Here is a 17,062-nt window from a genome sequence, read left to right as displayed (position 1 = left end):
TGATTTAATGACTTACAAAGAAAATGCTGAGAAATTTATAGAAACCTATGGTTTAAGTACAGGAGATAAAATCAAAGTCAACAAAGAAGACATTTCCTATACAGGTATTTTACTTGATAGGCCTGAGGATGCAGATGACGGATACCTGGTTTTAAAGCTATCAAGCGGATACAATATCGGAGTTGCTATTGAAAATACCACTGCAGAATTAATTGAAAAAGGCGAAAAGCCAAAAATCGGATTTGGAGAAAGTGAAATTCCAACAGATCCAAATAAGAAAAATATTTCAATTGTTTCAACCGGAGGAACAGTATCTTCTGTTATTGACTATAGAACTGGAGCTGTGCACCCTGCATTTACCGCATCAGATTTGGTAAAGGCCAATCCTGAATTATTAGATCATGCCAACTACAATGTTAAAGCATTATATAATATTTTAAGTGAGGATATGAAGCCTGAATACTGGGTAAAAGCAGCTGAAGAAATAGCCAATGATATTTCAAACGGCTCAGACGGTGTTGTAATAGCCCATGGTACTGACACAATGCACTATACTGCAGCAGCATTAAGTTTCATGTTGAAAACCCCTGTGCCGATTATACTTACAGGTGCTCAAAGAAGTTCAGACAGGCCTTCAAGCGATGCCAACATTAATTTGATTGATTCTGTTGTTGCCGCCAAATCTGACCTTGCAGAAGTCTGTGTGTGTATGCACGGAAGCTTAAATGACAAGTATACTTACCTGCATAAAGGAACCAAGGTTAGGAAAATGCACACTTCAAGAAGAGATACTTTCAGAAGCATTAACGCACAGCCAATAGCTAAGATTGAAAACGAAAAGATTGACATCAATCCTGACTATGCATACACCAAACGTGGAGATAATGAGCTAGAATTAAATACTGCTATTGAAGAAAAGGTTGGATTTATCAAAAGTTTTCCAGGCATTTCTAAAGATTACATTGAATATCATATTGATAATGGATATAAAGGCCTTGTTATTGAAGGAACAGGTCTTGGACATGTTCCAAATGACCTAATCGACTCATTTAAAAGGGCAAGAGATGAAAACATTCCTGTTATTATGACCTCACAATGTCTTTACGGAAGGGTGAACATGAATGTTTACTCAACCGGAAGAAATATTATTGACGCCGGTGTAATTTCAGGCATTGATATGACCCCTGAGACAGCTTATGTTAAATTATGCTGGGCATTGGGTCAAAGTGATAACTACAGTGAAGTAAAAGATATTATGCATAAAAACATTGCTGGTGAATTTAGTGAAAAATCTTCAATTAAGGATTTTTTAAACTAGGGTGATTTAGATGGATTATGAAAAATTAGGATTAAAAATGGGACTTGAAATTCACCAACAACTAAACAGCGCCCATAAATTATTCTGTCAATGCAGAACAGAACTTGTTGACGATGATTTTGATGAACTTATTGAAAGAAAATTAAGACCTACTCAATCAGAACTTGGAGAAATCGACAGAGCAGCACTTCAAGAATCATTAAGGGGTTTAAACTTCAGATACGAAAACTTTGCAGACCATACCTGCCTTGTTGAAAACGATGACGAACCACCTCACAGCCTGAATGAAGAGGCACTTGACATTTGTATTACAATTGCATGTTTGATGAACATGCATATTGTTGATGAATTCCATACAATGAGAAAACAGGTTATTGATGGAAGTAACACTGGAGGTTTTCAAAGAACCGGTATGGTTGCAACTGACGGATATCTGGAAACCCCATACGGAAAAGTCGTAATCGAAAGTTTAGGTCTTGAGGAAGATGCTGCAAGAAGAATTGAAACCAAAGACGGATTTACAGAATTCAGATTAGACAGATTAGGAATTCCTCTTGCTGAAGTTACAACAGACCCTTCAATGCACCATCCTGATCAAGTTCGTGAAGTTGCATATATGCTCGGTCAGATATTAAGAAGCACAAACGTTAAAAGAGGTCTTGGAACAATCAGACAAGATTTAAACATTTCTATTGCTGAAGGTGCACGTGTGGAAATTAAAGGTGTGCAGGACTTGGATTTGATGGGTGAAATTGTAAACCGTGAAATCCAAAGGCAATTGGTTTTAATTGATATTAAAAAAGAACTTGCCTCAAGAAACGCTGAAGTATTGGATGAAATTCATGATTTAGACGAATTATTTAAAGACACCGAATCCAAAATCTTAAAATCAGCTGAAACCATTAAAGCTGTTGTTTTAAAAGGTTTTAAGGGTTTAATTGGTTGTGAAGTACAACCGGGAAGAAGATTTGGTACTGAAATTGCAAGTTATGCTAAAAAACGTGGAGTGTCAGGTATTTTCCACTCTGATGAATTGCCTGCTTATGGAATTTCACAAGAGGAAACAGATAAAGTAGCGGAATTCTTAAATATCGGCGAAGATGATGGATTTATTATTGTGGCGCACGACGAAGATATTGCAATATCTGCATTGGAAGAAGTTAAAAGAAGAGCTGCACTCGGTCTTGAGGGAGTGGTTGAAGAAACCCGTAAAGCATTAGAAGACGGCAATACAGAATATATGCGACCTCTTCCAACTGCAAATAGAATGTATCTTGAAACAGACATTCCATTATTTAAAATTACCCAAGATAGAATAGATCCTATTGCAAATAACTTACCTGAATTGCCTGATGTTAAACAGACAAGAATTATTGAAGAATATGGCTTAAGTGAAGATCTGGCAACACAACTTGTTAAAAGGCAGGAAGCAGATATTTTTGAAGCTGTTTTAACTGATGTTGATGTGGATGCAACATCTGTAGCGTCACTTCTTGCATATGATTTACGTGAAATCAGAAGGGAAGGTCATGACATTACTGTTTTAGGCTTAGATCACTTTAAAGAAATATTTACTTTACTTAGCGAAGGTAAAATTGCAAAAGACAGCTTACGTAAACTTGCAGTTGAAACAATTAAAGCACCTGATGCAGATGTTGCTGAAATTGCTCAAGAAAACAACCTGACCATGCTTAGCGAAGAAGATATTGTTAAAATCATTTCTGAAGTAGTAGCTAAAAATGAAGGAATGGTAAAAGAACGTCAGATGGGAGCTATGGGTCCTTTAATGGGAATGTGTATGAAACAACTTAAAGGAAAAGCTGACGGAAGTATGGTTAACAAAACCCTGCGTGAGGAAATTCAAAAATTAATTTAGGAACATTATCCTAAATTTCTCTTTTTTTGGAAATTTAAAAAATTTAGGCATACCTAAAAAAATAGATACATTTATATAGTATGAGATCCAACTAATTAATAGAGATGAAATTTAGGTAAACCTAAATAATTCTCTTATGTTATTAGTCAAACATATAAATACAACCCCCATATTTAAGAAATCTCCATTATTGGAATTAGGTGTTAAATTAGATTTTTCACAATTTTTTCTAATTTATCACAAGTCGTGGAAAATTAATCTGCCAAAAATAATTTTCCTTAAAAAAAAAACACGAGGTGTTTAATGTAGTGGTTAAACACCTATATCTCTCTTTATTAAAAAATGCTTTCAAAACAATATTAAAATGTGAACATTGCCTAATTTATCATTGTTTATATCTTAAACTTAAAAATCATTTTCATTTTTAAATTGAATTAAAAACGATTCTACTGACATATTTAAATCAAATTCTGTAAAAGGATTAATTGAAATTACCGCATATTTGTCAGTTTGTTTTAACATGTCTGCTAAATCGCTCATAAATATTCCAATTACCGAACATCTAACACCAACTGACTCCATAATTTCAGAACTTGTAAATAAGGGCACTGCCTTGTTGTCATCACCGTCAGTTAAATAATTAATGTCAAATCCAACTCTACCATCTGGTTTGATTACATCACCTACTTCAGCATCTTCAATTCCTTCAAAAATGTTCTCGCTAAATGTTACCGGCATAAGCAATTGAGATTCTTTAAATTTTTCTAAAAACATTATTTGCATTTCAGCCGTTATGTCTTGTTTCATCAATTCTTCCAAATCAGTATTGTCAATTCTCTCCATTTTACCACCTATAAATGATTTAAATAACCATGGAATTCCGCAACTTCTTTAAAAATATTTTCAAAGTATTCCACCACATTAAACATGTTTTGCTGGGTGTAGACATCCATTAAATAGATTAGTATTTGAATTACTTCAAAATTAAATCCAACTTGAATGTCATTTTCTTTGAAATATTCAATATCCTCTTTTACTGGTTTTTCCTCTTCACCAGACCTTAAAAAAAGATAGAAATTAAGCAGATGATTATATAACTCAATATTTTGATTTGTATGAAACAAATAATCTGCAAGCTTGAAATAATTAGAAGTCAATATTTCAACATCATAAGTGTATTTGAAAATATCTGAGGTTAAATCTTTTAATTTTTCTTCTTCGTGTTTTTCTTGATAAAGTTCACATAATCTCATTAATATAGGTGCGGATACCGGATTAATCTGATTTGCAATTTTTAAATACTTTTCTGCTTCATCCAATTTACCCATATTCATATATGATATTGCATATAGTGTATAAATCTCTTCTAACGGCTCATCCAGTCTTAGTGTTTTAACTGATTCAATTTTCCCAATATATACATCAAATAAAGTTTCTTCAAGAGGATTTGCAAAATGATAATAATTGATATTCTTATATGAGGGGGTTTTTATCTAGAAAATCCTCAATATTGATTATTGCTTCTTGAAATTTTCCTGAATTCAACAAATCCATTGTTTCATTTAAAAATTCCATAGAACTCACCTTAATGAAATGTTTATGTTAACACATTAATATCGATTTCTTAGTATTCTATCAAAGATGGTAATTTCTAAAAATCCAGATATATCAGGTGAAAAACATGAAATAATCACTTTTTACAAATCATTCTATAAGGACAACCTGTGCAATCATCAGAATTCGGTTCGAATTTGCAGTCCTTGATTTTTTTAGCAGTTGTTTTCAGTTCTTCTTTTAGCTCTTCAATATACTTCTCGTCTATATCAAATGAGAATAATCTGTCATCTTTTTTGTATTTAATTGCATATATCTGAATTTCATCAATTTCACGCCCTTCAAATTCTTTATTTTCATCACGCAATGCCATTATATAAAAGTGAAGCTGTTTTCTGTATTTTGCTAAAAATTCTTTTCCAACAAGAGATGTGTTTTTATAATCAATTATTCCTAATTTACCATCTTTTTCATAGATTAAATCAACAATTCCTGAAAAGGAATAATTATCACCTTTAATGTAAAACGGATATTCACTATCGATTATTGTAAGTGCATTGCCGACTTCATTATAGTATCTAATCACATCTTTTGTGATAGTTTCCAGTTTTAGAGCATATTTTTCAGGCTGTTCTTCCTTGAACTTTAAATTAGCCCTTTCAAATAATATTTCAACTGTTCTGCTTACTTCATCATCACCGACATATTGATTATTATTTGCTTTTATTTTTTTGTTAATGATTTCTAAAGCAGAGTGTATGAATATTCCGTCATCGATTTCCTTTTTATATGCTACTTTAAAACCTAATTTATTTGACAATTTATATTTGAATGGACATTCATTATAGTTTTCAAGTGCCGTGAAACTTAAATTAACAATTTCCTCATCATCATCTTCATGTTTGGGGTCAAGTATGTTGATGTCAATATCATCGGGATTAATTAGCTTTGAATAATGTAAATTTCCATCAAGCACATCATTAATACGTTTTGGAGCTTTATTGATGGCTTTAATATTATCAGGAGTATTTTCATTTAAAGCCTTTTCAACACCTTCAAAACTTTCTTTAACAATACTTGACAGTATCAATTCATCTTCCGCCCTTGTTTTTGCAACATATATTATCCGTTCTTCTTCCTGAATATATGATGTTTCAGCATCACCGTCATATCTCGGATATGCTAAAAATTCATCAGGAGTGTGTGTTACCGATTCTTCATCTGACCCTTTAAATTCATGAGGAAAACCATTATCGCGCAATGATGCAAGAATTACTACTGGAAATTCCAGACCTTTCGATTTATGAACTGTCATTATCTGCACTGCATCTTCTTGTGATTTATATGCATCGATTTTTTTAATCGAATTTTTGATAAACCAGAATGCACCCCTGAGGCTTCTATCATACATTACTTCACCATAAATTGATATTGAAGGTATGAGGGCTGCTAGGTTAATAATAATTTCTTCATCATTATTCACCAAATCTGGAGTTAAATAACCTGTTATATAACATAATATTTCCAGATAAACTTCAGAAACAGTAGGTCTATCATAATATTTTTCAGCATTGACCCTTCTTTTCAAATCGTTTAAATCATGGAAAAAATCCAAATCCCTTTTGTTTGTAATGCCATATCGAATTAAGTTTTCATCAGAAAGCACCGGCTTTTCAACACGGCTGAATACTTCATTTTGACGTTTTAGAAGTTTTGTAAATATTCCATGGAACTTTTTAATTCCATTTCCCCATCCCTCATTTTCAGAGCATACTATTTTGTCCATATCAATTACATCTTTTTCAAATTGATTATGTAAGTTATTTAAAATTTCTTTCGTATCCTCTGACAGTTCAAACAGCACTTTATTTCCATTTGCACCTGTTAATGTTTTCAAATTTAACCAGTCCCCAGCATCACGAGGCACAAAGGTATAGTACGGGTCATCATCCTGAATTAAATGATACATTAAAGTTAAAATATATTTCAGCTCCTCATTATCTCCCAAATCTCCAGTTCCACTTACATGATAGTTAATGCCGTTTTCCTCCAATAATTCCGCCAATGTGTTAAAACAGGTCGAAGATGTTGTTACTGAACGCAATAATATTCCAATATCAGATAATTTCATTCTCCCATCAGCATTTATATGTTTAATAACTTCCAGGATATTTTCCGCTTCGGTTTTTTTATCTTCATTTACCATAAAGTAAACATCATTGGACTTGCCGCTGCCACATTTGGCAGGCATTAAATCATCCTGAGATTCGTAATGAGGCAAAATAAAATCCTGTGACAAATCTATAATTTCTTCAGTCGAACGATAATTAGTCGATAAGCAGACTTCTAAAAATTTATCAGGATATAACTCAGTTAATTCTTTGAAATAATTTTTATTAGAACCTCTGAATCCATAAATACTTTGGTTAATATCTCCAACTACAGTAAATGAATCGGTTTTAGGGCTTTCTATAAATTTTTTGAATATTTCCATTTGAACAGGGTCTGTGTCTTGAAACTCATCAATTAAAACGTTAGTGTATTCAGGCATGTATCCTCCGTTCATTTTTTCTAAGGCTTTAATCTGCATCTGATTATAATCAATTGCATTTTCTTTTTTTAATAAGTCCAAGTATAACGGGAATGATTTGGCCATCTGAATGTATTTTGCATTGGTGTATGCTTCTTTAAATAACTTATTGCCATTTTCTTTATCTATTTCTTTTATCTCATCAATCGGAAATGCACCATCATTTTCTTCCATGTAGTTATGGACAAATTCAACAAATTCAGATTCAACAGGGAAAAATTCTTCAAGATACTCCACCAAACCTTCAGTATCAACATTGAAAGTAGCGTATTCATCGTATTTTCTAATTATATTGTCAATCTCATATCCTCTAATATAAGATTCCTTTTCAAATCCGAGATCATTTAAATGTTTTTTAATGAACAGATATAATTTTTGCCCATCAGCAACAACATCCAAACCTACTGTTCCTGTCTTTTCAAGGATTTTCAAACAGAATGAGTGAATTGTTGAGATTTGCATTTTTTGAACATCACTTGCAGGAATATCCCCTTCAATTAACCTGTCTTTTAGTTCATCGGCGGCTTTTGTAGAAAAGGTAATTATCAAAAATGTTTCCGGCTTAATGCCTAATTCCTTTACCATATACTTTACTTTTTCAACAATAACGCGTGTTTTTCCAGAACCAGGTCCTGCCTGAACACTTAAAAATTTATCACCATCATATCTAACAATTGTATTTTGTTCAGCATTTAACTCAATGGACATAATTTAACCCCATTTTTAATTAATAATACTTTGTTAGCAATCAAATAAAAATTTTATTTAAATAAGTATTAGCAGAGTGTCTGCAAAAAATAAATTTTTTCTTGTGAAATTTTCTTTATTTTTAAATTAAAGCATTATCAACCGTTAACAGAAATTAATTTTTGAGAGTTGGCGAAAAACATGCAAATAAAGAAAAAAATCAGTCCAGTAATGGAAGTCTAAAATTTTAATTAAAATAACTACTTAAATAAAAAAAGTCATTGAGAAAATGAAAATATGAGGACTGTTTAGATTTTAAAAAATAACCTGTGAATTTTCCAAACATTCGTTTCATGTTTTTTATAAGCAATTAACAGCCAAATTATTACATTTTAAACAAAGATTAAAAAAAGCAATGTATTCCTCCGACACCATACATAATTTTAATTAATATAATTTAATAAATAAAATCTAGAGGTTTTAAAATGAATCAATATGACATTATAATTATCGGAGCAGGACCTGGTGGTCTAACTGCCGGAATTTATGCCGGCCGTCAGGGAACAAAGAATTTAATTATAGATAAAGATTTGGCCGGAGGATTAGGCCGTGAAGTTCCGGAAATGGAAAATTATCCGGGGTTTGACAATATTTCCGGCCTGGAACTAATTGACAAAATAAAAGCGCAGGCCATTAAGAACTGTGAATTGCACGAAATGGAAGAAGTGCTTGAAATTATAAAAACAGATAAAGAATGGAGATTTGAAGTTAAAACAAATAAAGACACCTACCAATCCAAAAGCATCATTCTTGCAACTGGAAGTTCACATAGGCATTTAGATGTAAAAGGAGAAGAAGAATTTAAAGGAAAAGGAGTAAGCTATTGTGCAACTTGCGATGGATTTTTCTTTGCTGGACGCGACATTGTCATGATCGGAGGGGGAAATAGTGCTCTTCAAGAAGCGTTGTATCTTAAAAATCTTGGAGCCAACGTTACTGTTGTTCACAGAAGAAATGAATTTAGAGCTCAAAAACACTTGCAAAACCAGATTAAAGAAGCAAATATAAACACTATCCTTAATGCAACTGTTGAAGAAATAAAAGGAGATATGCTTGTTGAATCAATTATATTAAAAGACACTGAGACTAGCGAATTAAGGGAGATTCCAACTAACGGAGTTTTTATCAGTGCTGGATATATTCCTCACACTAAACTTGCAAAACAGTTAGGCGTCAGTTTAGATGAATCAGGACACATCATAACTGATAAAAATCAAAAAACCAATACTGATTTTGTATATGCAGTTGGTGATGTTTGTGTTGGTTTAAAGCAGTGGGTTGTAGCCTGTGGTGAAGGTGCAATTGCGGCAACTTCAGCATTCACAGACATGCAAAATTAATTATAACGTTCGTCTAAGAAGATATAAATAAAGAATGCAATGATTAATACTACAATAACAGGCAATAGCCAAATAAATATTTTGAGTAACGCTACAGCAATTAAAATAGCGACGATTATAAATACTAAATCTTTAAGTTCCATGTAACATTGGTTTATTTAATTTAATATATAAACTTTTAAGTGAACTCATCGAAAAATAAACATACCCCATGCTCCTTTAAACTGATTTCACTTTGAGTTTTGGATAATTTCGGATTTGAAATTATATAACTTTCCTGTTTAAAGCACTGGAAAATTATATTATTAAATTCGGATAAAGAATCAGAGTTTAAAATTGAACTTAATCTGCTTATTGTTTATTTAACTTAAACAGCGCCATGAATAATAAAAATATTCCGCCACATACAATAACATCGAAGATATTTTCAAAAACACATAAAAAACACCGCAATCAATAGGACTTTAAAAAAAAACCATACAAAAATCAGTTTATTGGAATATCCAAAATCACGCAAGTTTTTTTAAAGTGCCCCAGTTGAAGAAGCATATAATTATCTGATGATGAATTAAAATGTAACATTATTCATAACAATTAACTATAACAATATCAAATAAATAATAAATTAATTTAATATTAATGAATGATATGGACATTAATAAATTTTTACTCAAATTTGGGTATGGTGAGAACTCTGATTGGAAAATATTTATTCAATCAATCATTGCAATAACAGCATATCCTCTCTGTTTCTTTCATATGATTATTACATTACCCCCGAATATAATGTGCCAATTGGATTTTGGAGCCCTATACATTATTGGTAAGTATTTATGTTGTTTATTGACTGTTGCTGCAACCATATTTTGCAAGGGAAAAAGATTATTTAGAAGATTTTGTCTTTAAATATGAAAATAGCAAGATTTAAAATAAGAATATTGAGAATCGATGAATATATTGCATGTCAAACATCAATACACTTAAATCAAAAATATGAACCGAAATCAAAAAACATCATACCATAAAACAACTGATGAAATCTACAAATTAAATCTAAAACAATTCCTCCTGTTAATATTTTATAATGGTGACAATCATGAAAACCAAATTAGGAAATGAATTAAACATGAGAAAAAAAAACATTGCAAGCAGATTTATTCAAAATTTACGATTTCTTACTTCCAAAAATTAACAATACAATAGAAAAATAATCCTATTCACCCCTCAAGCAATAAAATCGAAAATATTTTCCAAAAAGATGATCCCAATAGAACAGCATATTTTAAAAAAAATCCTGCTAAAACTAAGTCATTTGAATATTATAATGAAAAAGAAAAAAAATCACACAAGTTTTTAAAGTGCTCCGATTTTTAATAAACTATAATAAATAAAAAAACTAAAAATAATATTATTATATTTTAATGGAGTGTAATATGACAATTTTAGTAGTTAACAATAAAGGCCAATATAATCATAGAATCGCTAGAAGCTTGCAATACTTAAAAATTCCTGCCAAATTAGTTTCAAATGAATTATCCATTGAAGAAATTAAAGCGGAAAATCCGATTGGATTGATTTTAGGTGGAGGGCCTTCAATTGAAGGTGCCGGTTTAAGTGAAGAATATATTAAACATTTTGACATTCCCATTTTAGGGATTTGCCTTGGCCATCAATTAATTGCTAAAGCTTACGGAGGAGAAGTTACAACTTCCGATACTGAAAGTTATGCTCAAGTTAAAATAAATATTAATAATGATGAAAACTTATTTAAAGGACTGGCTCCTGAAATTGATGTTTGGTCATCCCACAAAGATGAGGTAAAAACAATTCCAGAGGAATTTGAAATTTTAGCCAGTTCTAAATTATGTGATGTTGAATCATTTAAACATAAAGATAAAGATGTATATGGAATCCAATTCCACCCCGAAGTACATCATACTCCAAAAGGAGAAGTAATTTTTAATAATTTTTATGAAATTTGCAAAAACAGGTGTAACAATGATTGATAATGCTGATGATTTAAGAGACAAAGCGAATGAATTTAAACCGGGATTAAAAAAACAGTTCATAAATCTGCCAATTGGTGATGAAGAATATGGATTTAAAATATCCGGAATAGGAGCAAAATCTGTAAAAATAGAAAAATACATTAAATATGAGGATATCTTTGAAGCCATTGAATCCGGAAATGACAATGGTCTAGAAGCTATAATCAAACAGTTTATTGAAGATTATGAGGAAGAGGATGAGGAATAATGTTAAGTCCAAACGAATTTATTGAAGAATCCATTCAAAAGATTAAAGATCAGATTGGTGATGAAAAAGCAATTATCGCATTGTCCGGAGGAGTGGACAGTTCAGTTTGTTCAGTTCTTGTTCAGGAAGCTATCGGCGATAATTTAACTGCAGTTTTTGTAGACCACGGTCTTTTAAGAGAAGGAGAAGTTGAACAAGTAACCAATACTTTTAAAGACAGGTTAAATTTCAAATTTGTTGACGCTTCAGATGAATTTATGGATGCGCTTGCCGGCGTTGAAGACCCTGAAGAAAAAAGAAAAATCATAGGAAAGGTATTTATCGACGTGTTTGAAAGAGAAGCCATTAAATCCGGGGCTAAATTCTTAGTACAGGGAACTATCGCTCCTGATTGGATTGAAACCAAAGGTGAAATCAAATCTCACCACAACTTAGCTCTTCCAAGTGGAATGGAATTGGAACTATGTGAACCAATCCGCGACTTATACAAAGACGAAGTAAGGGAAATAGGGGATGAACTCGACTTGCCAACAACTACAGTTTACAGACAACCTTTCCCAGGGCCGGGTCTTGGAGTGCGTGTTGTTGGAGCGCTTACAAGAGACAATGTTGAAATTTGTAGAAAAGCAAACAAAATCGTTTGTGATGAGGTTGAAGCAGCAGGCCTTGACAAAGAAGTATGGCAATACTTTGCTGTTTTAACTGACACTAAAGTTACCGGCGTTAAAGGGGATCAAAGAGACTTCGGATACTTGGTAGTGGTTAGAATAGTTAACTCAATTGATGCGATGACTGCATCTGTTGCTGAACTTCCTTGGAATGTTGTCCAAACTATTTCAAAAAGAATCACTTCAGAAATTTCTGAAGTTACACATGTCGCTTTATCAGTTAGTGATAAACCACCTGCAACCATCGAATTCTGTTAAATACTATTTTAATCAATAGTATTTTTCTTTTAACTTTTTTTACTTAAGATAAAATGAAAACAACTAAGAATGCTTATCTTGCCAAATTAACAGAGCAAATTCAAATGAAGTCTGTTAAAGTCGGAAAAAATCTCGAAGGAACGACACCCCCTTCCGTTTTTATTGGAAGATGGTCCTATCCTAAAGTTTATGCCGGGCCGATGATGAGTTCTCAAATGGGAGATACATCCATAATGGACACTCCAGAAGAGTGGATTGGTCAAAATAAAACACAAGAGGAGATTATTAACTATAGGATGAATCTTGTAAGGGGAAAACAATTAATTAAAATTGATGATTTGGAAAATCCTTTTATTGAAAAACTTCAAGACATATCCCTTGCATCTAAATCTATTGACAGTGAAGCAACATTTGGCAGAAGACCTACCGGTTCAATGCTTACAGAAGATAGTATGCCTCACGGCCCCAGCGCAGTTATTGAAAAATTCGACATTGACGCAGTCAAATGGGATAAGCATCTTGAAAAAACCTTTTATGATACTGATTTAAAGTCAAATCAAGCTATTGTTAACCTTCATGACAAAGATGTGCCGTTCTCAGCAATGCAAAAAGCATTTTCTGTTGGTGCTATTGGAACCAAAAATAAAAGAAGACTTGTTCCAACCCGTTGGTCCATAACAGCCTGTGATTCAACACTTGCCGATGAATTTTTAAGAGTTGTTAGGAAATTCGACATACTGGACACTTACAGAGTTTTTGAATTTGGTGCCCTAAACAATTACTATATAATTATATTAACACCAACCGAATGGCAGTACGAGTGGTATGAAGCATTTATTAAATTAATGAAAAACGAGGAATTAATATTTTCAGATTATGAAACCAATGGGGGTAAAAAAGAATACTCCATTGTTGGAGGATGTTACTATACTGCTAAAATGGCAGTTTTAGATTATCTGCAAGAAATCAAAAAACAGTCAGGACTTATAATTTTAAGGGAAGCTTACGACGGATATGTTCCATTAGGCGTTTTCAATGTAAGGGAAAACATTAAAGAAGCCATGCAAACCCCATTTCAAGAGTTTGAAACATTAGATGCATGCCTGAAATATGCAGGTACAAAACTTAGAATACCTATTAGCCGATATGTAAAACAGGGAACATTATTAAATGAAATGCTTCACACAAAGCAGACCACATTGGATATGTACTTTAAAAGTGAATAATTATGTTTAAATTCAAAACCCCTTCACAAGAAACAAGAAAAATCATGTCAAAAGTTGCATTAGGCAAATTGACTGACACTGACTTTGAGGAAATGTGTATTGAAAAGATAAAAAAATTAACTAACTGTAAAGAAGTTAAAATTACCTCAAGCGGCAACAACAGCATATTTATCGCATTATCATCCGTCAAAGGAGACATTATTATTCCTGATCAGGGAGGATGGCACGGATTTAAACAGATTGGGAAATTTTTAAATAAAAATATCATCACGTTAAAAACAGATTCTGGCCTTATTAATCCAGATCATATTGAAGAATTGGATGTTGAGGAAGGTTCTGCATTGATTTATACTAGTTTTGCAGGATATTGTGCAGAACAGAACACTAAATCCATTGCAAAATTCTGTAAAAACAATGGTATTTTAACTATTGAAGACGCTTCAGCAGGAATTGGAGACCTGGAAAATAAACTTGCAAAATATTCAGACATTATTCTTGGCTCAACCGGATCTCCTAAGATAATAAATGCTGGAAGTGGAGGATTTATAGCATACAATATTCCGGAAGTTTTTAAAGAAACTCCCATCCCTCAGAAATTAAGCAAAGCAAGTGAAATCATATGTAGTGGTATATGTAGTGAACTTGATAATGTTGGAGAAAAACTTGAACTTACATTAAATGCAACAAAGTATCTAAAAAAACATATCAATAACTCATTGCATCAAGATAAAAGAGGCGTTAATGTGATTATTCCACATGATGATGCCAAGTCCATAAGTTGGAATCTGAAAAAATCATTAACAACAGATAAAAGGGGATTCATCACTACTTGCCCAAACTATAACCGAGTGAAACAGAAAGCCGTTTCAATTGAAGTTAAAAATCTTGATTATTCCTGTCTTGAAAAAGAGCATTTAGATAAAATAATTGAAGAGATAGAAATCAGTAATCTACAGTGAGTTTTGTAATCCTATCAATAATGATGCTTTCAAGAGGCATATTTTTTGCTTCGGCATCACTAATTTTATAAATTTTTAATAGATTTTCCTCATCCGGAACAAATACGCTTTCATCGGGAGTAAAAATTTCAGACAGCTCAGATGCATAATCCTTGCTGTTTATCAAAATAGCGCATAAATTCATTTCTCCTTCTTTTAGACCTAAAATACCGAAGGCCTTTGAAATCTGTCTTTGAGCAGAACACCTAAGTGCAATTTCAACACTCAAATCATTTGCCAAATTTTCACCACGTCTAAAAGCAAGCTGTGCCTGATTGACACCATGAATTATATGATTTTTAGAAACGATAGAATCCGCATTCAGAAGTTGTATTATTTCACCATCTTCTTTAATACCATCAATTAAACTAAGTGTTTCTTCAACAGAAACGATTGTTCCTTTAAAACCCAATATTTGAATATCTTCCATATACATACAAACACCTAACTGCTCAACAGTCTATTGACTCCTGCAATATATGCTTTTACACTAGCATTAATAATGTCGGGCTCAGTACCTCTGGCAGAAACTACACGGTCACCCTTTTGCAATTTAATAATTACATCAATAAAAGCGTCAGTACCTCCTGTAATAGCATCAACATGGTATTCAATTAAATCGACATCACTGAAAACATCCAATGTTTTCAAAGCATTGATTGCGGCATCAACAGGACCCAAACCAACACCTGCATTTAAAACTTCATCATCATCAATCGTGATTTTAACAGATGCAGTAGGCATGACTTTATTTCCTGAAACAATAGTTAACTCATCAAGTTTAATCCTATCTTCCTGATTGATTTCTAAAACATTATCAGCAATTACCTGCAAATCAACATCAGTTACAGTTTTACCCTTATCAGCCAAAACTTTAATATCATTGCAGATTTGTTGAAGTTGATTCTTATTGACGCTTAAACCCAATTCCTTAAGCCTATTATCCAAACCATGAGTGCCCATATGTTTACCAATGACAAATCTGCGTTTTCGACCGACAAGTTCTGGAGTCATAGGCTCGTAAGTTGCAGAATTTTTAATAATTCCATCAGAATGAATGCCTGATTCATGGGCAAAAGCATTTTCACCAACGATCGCTTTATTGGGCTGAATATATACTCCTGTTAACCTTGCAGCCAATTTGGAAATATCATAAATCTCATGGATTTTAACATCGGTTGAAAAATCAGGTAACAGTCTATCTATACCAACAACACATTCTTCAAAAGAAGTATTTCCAGCTCTCTCACCTATACCATTAATAGTCGAATGGAACTCAGTTGCACCGCCTTTCAAAGCGGCAAAAGTATTGGCAACTGCAAGTCCAAAATCATTATGGCAATGAGCAGCTATTGGAACATTAAAATCATTTAATTTATTGAATAAATCAAAAGAAGAATCTGGTGTTAATATACCTACAGTATCACAGACGCAAATTCTGTCAGCACCATGATCAATACCATTTTGAAAAACAGATTTTAAAAAGTCAAAATCACTTCTTGATGCATCTTCAGCAGATAATTCAACAATTAAACCATGGTCTTTACAATAATCAACAGCATTATTAGATAATTCAAGCAACTTTTCACGAGTATATTTCAATTTATCAAAAATATGCAAATCAGAAGTTGGAACAACCAAATTAACCCCATCAACATCACAATCCAAACAATAATCAATATCGATAGTTAAAGGTCTGGAAAAACTTAAAATCTCAGCATGAAAACTTTGTTCTGTAATTCCTTTAATAGACTCCCGCTCACCTTCAGAGGTGATTGCAGAACCTGCTTCAATATAATCAACACCAATTTCATCAAGCTTAGTAGCAATTCTCAGTTTCTCTAAAGGAGTCAAAGAAACCCCGGGAGTTTGTTCTCCATCACGCAATGTAGTATCCAATACTTTAACATTCAAAAAAATCACCAAAAATTATGCAATAGATGTATAAGGCTATAAAAAAAACTGTCAAAAATAGTAAGTAAATAATTGTAATATAGAAGGCTTGCAGCGAAATGAAATTCCCATAGAAAACCATAGTACACAAACAAAACACAAAAGGACTTCACTACTGGGATCGAAACGAGACCAGGTATAACCCCCATGCTATGACCGCAACACCAATTATATTACACATGAGTATGAAAAAAATAATAATTTAAAAAATAAACCGAACAACTTTCACCCTTACTGTTAACACCTAACCAAATTATATTAAACCAATATAATATATT

The 17,062-nt window shown here is 32.5% G+C and carries 14 protein-coding genes and 1 rRNA gene; 8 read left to right on the top strand and 7 right to left on the bottom strand.

Annotated features, from left to right (window positions below):
* Window positions 1-7: 7 nt before the first annotated feature.
* Both gatD and gatE read left to right on the top strand, forming a co-directional pair.
* A complete protein-coding gene (gatD, locus tag Q4Q16_RS02060) occupies window positions 8-1,318 on the top strand; it encodes a Glu-tRNA(Gln) amidotransferase subunit GatD (protein ID WP_303345861.1) in 1,311 nt (436 codons plus the stop codon).
* Window positions 1,319-1,328: 10 nt separating this feature from the next.
* The gene (gatE, locus tag Q4Q16_RS02055; protein ID WP_303345859.1) at window positions 1,329-3,194 is read left to right on the top strand and encodes a Glu-tRNA(Gln) amidotransferase subunit GatE; all 1,866 of its coding nucleotides are present in this window, start codon (window positions 1,329-1,331) and stop codon (window positions 3,192-3,194) included.
* Window positions 3,195-3,599: 405 nt separating this feature from the next.
* Here the strand turns inward: gatE and Q4Q16_RS02050 are convergent, their stop codons facing one another.
* The 3 genes from Q4Q16_RS02050 to Q4Q16_RS02040 all read right to left on the bottom strand — a co-directional run bounded on the left by Q4Q16_RS02050 (window position 3,600) and on the right by Q4Q16_RS02040 (window position 8,046).
* Window positions 3,600-4,037, bottom strand: coding sequence for an SseB family protein (locus Q4Q16_RS02050; protein WP_303345858.1), 438 nt, complete (start codon window positions 4,035-4,037; stop codon window positions 3,600-3,602).
* 8 nt (window positions 4,038-4,045) lie between these two features.
* Entirely contained in the window at window positions 4,046-4,522 is a 477-nt protein-coding gene (locus tag Q4Q16_RS02045; RefSeq protein ID WP_303345857.1) for a hypothetical protein, read from the bottom strand.
* Between the two features lie 362 nt (window positions 4,523-4,884).
* Entirely contained in the window at window positions 4,885-8,046 is a 3,162-nt protein-coding gene (locus tag Q4Q16_RS02040) for an ATP-dependent DNA helicase (RefSeq protein ID WP_303345854.1), read from the bottom strand.
* Between the two features lie 464 nt (window positions 8,047-8,510).
* Between Q4Q16_RS02040 and Q4Q16_RS02035 the strand changes: the two genes are divergently transcribed.
* Window positions 8,511-9,425, top strand: a complete 915-nt coding sequence (locus Q4Q16_RS02035) for an NAD(P)/FAD-dependent oxidoreductase (protein ID WP_303345852.1) — start codon at window positions 8,511-8,513, stop codon at window positions 9,423-9,425.
* On the opposite strand, the gene Q4Q16_RS02030 is transcribed toward Q4Q16_RS02035, so the two are convergent.
* Entirely contained in the window at window positions 9,422-9,568 is a 147-nt protein-coding gene (locus Q4Q16_RS02030; RefSeq protein ID WP_303345850.1) for a hypothetical protein, read from the bottom strand. The genes Q4Q16_RS02035 and Q4Q16_RS02030 overlap by 4 nt on opposite strands.
* A 1,290-nt stretch (window positions 9,569-10,858) precedes the next feature.
* On the opposite strand from Q4Q16_RS02030, the gene Q4Q16_RS02025 reads away from it, so the two are divergent.
* Genes Q4Q16_RS02025 through Q4Q16_RS02005 form a run of 5 tightly spaced genes read left to right on the top strand, consistent with a single transcriptional unit; the run spans window position 10,859 to window position 14,792 of the window.
* Complete coding sequence (locus Q4Q16_RS02025) at window positions 10,859-11,431, top strand: GMP synthase subunit A (RefSeq protein ID WP_303345848.1); 573 nt, start codon at window positions 10,859-10,861, stop codon at window positions 11,429-11,431.
* Window positions 11,424-11,681 carry a hypothetical protein gene (locus Q4Q16_RS02020; protein WP_303345846.1) on the top strand — a complete coding sequence of 86 codons (258 nt, stop codon included), beginning with the start codon at window positions 11,424-11,426 and terminating at the stop codon, window positions 11,679-11,681. The genes Q4Q16_RS02025 and Q4Q16_RS02020 overlap by 8 nt, the downstream gene beginning before the upstream one ends.
* The gene (gene guaA, locus Q4Q16_RS02015) at window positions 11,681-12,607 is read left to right on the top strand and encodes a glutamine-hydrolyzing GMP synthase (RefSeq protein ID WP_303345844.1); all 927 of its coding nucleotides are present in this window, start codon (window positions 11,681-11,683) and stop codon (window positions 12,605-12,607) included. Before Q4Q16_RS02020 ends, guaA begins: the two co-directional genes overlap by 1 nt.
* 53 nt (window positions 12,608-12,660) lie before the next feature.
* Window positions 12,661-13,833, top strand: a complete 1,173-nt coding sequence (locus Q4Q16_RS02010) for a hypothetical protein (protein ID WP_303345843.1) — start codon at window positions 12,661-12,663, stop codon at window positions 13,831-13,833.
* A 2-nt stretch (window positions 13,834-13,835) separates the two neighbouring features.
* Entirely contained in the window at window positions 13,836-14,792 is a 957-nt protein-coding gene (locus tag Q4Q16_RS02005; protein ID WP_303345841.1) for a DegT/DnrJ/EryC1/StrS family aminotransferase, read from the top strand.
* Here the strand turns inward: Q4Q16_RS02005 and cgi121 are convergent.
* The 3 genes from cgi121 to rrf form a co-directional block, all read right to left on the bottom strand.
* The gene (gene cgi121 / locus Q4Q16_RS02000; protein WP_303345839.1) at window positions 14,776-15,267 is read right to left on the bottom strand and encodes a KEOPS complex subunit Cgi121; all 492 of its coding nucleotides are present in this window, start codon (window positions 15,265-15,267) and stop codon (window positions 14,776-14,778) included. The two genes, Q4Q16_RS02005 and cgi121, sit on opposite strands and share 17 nt — an antisense overlap.
* Before the next feature lie 8 nt (window positions 15,268-15,275).
* Window positions 15,276-16,745: a (R)-citramalate synthase gene (locus Q4Q16_RS01995; protein WP_303345837.1), complete on the bottom strand. Its 1,470-nt coding sequence runs from the start codon at window positions 16,743-16,745 to the stop codon at window positions 15,276-15,278.
* Window positions 16,746-16,830: 85 nt separating this feature from the next.
* Window positions 16,831-16,948, bottom strand: a 5S ribosomal RNA gene (gene rrf / locus Q4Q16_RS01990).
* Window positions 16,949-17,062 lie beyond the last annotated feature (114 nt).

This window comes from Methanobrevibacter sp. (assembly GCF_030539875.1).
Lineage (GTDB): Archaea > Methanobacteriota > Methanobacteria > Methanobacteriales > Methanobacteriaceae > Methanocatella.
Note: the sequence above shows the minus strand (reverse complement) of the source record. Positions and strands in the feature narration are given on the sequence as shown.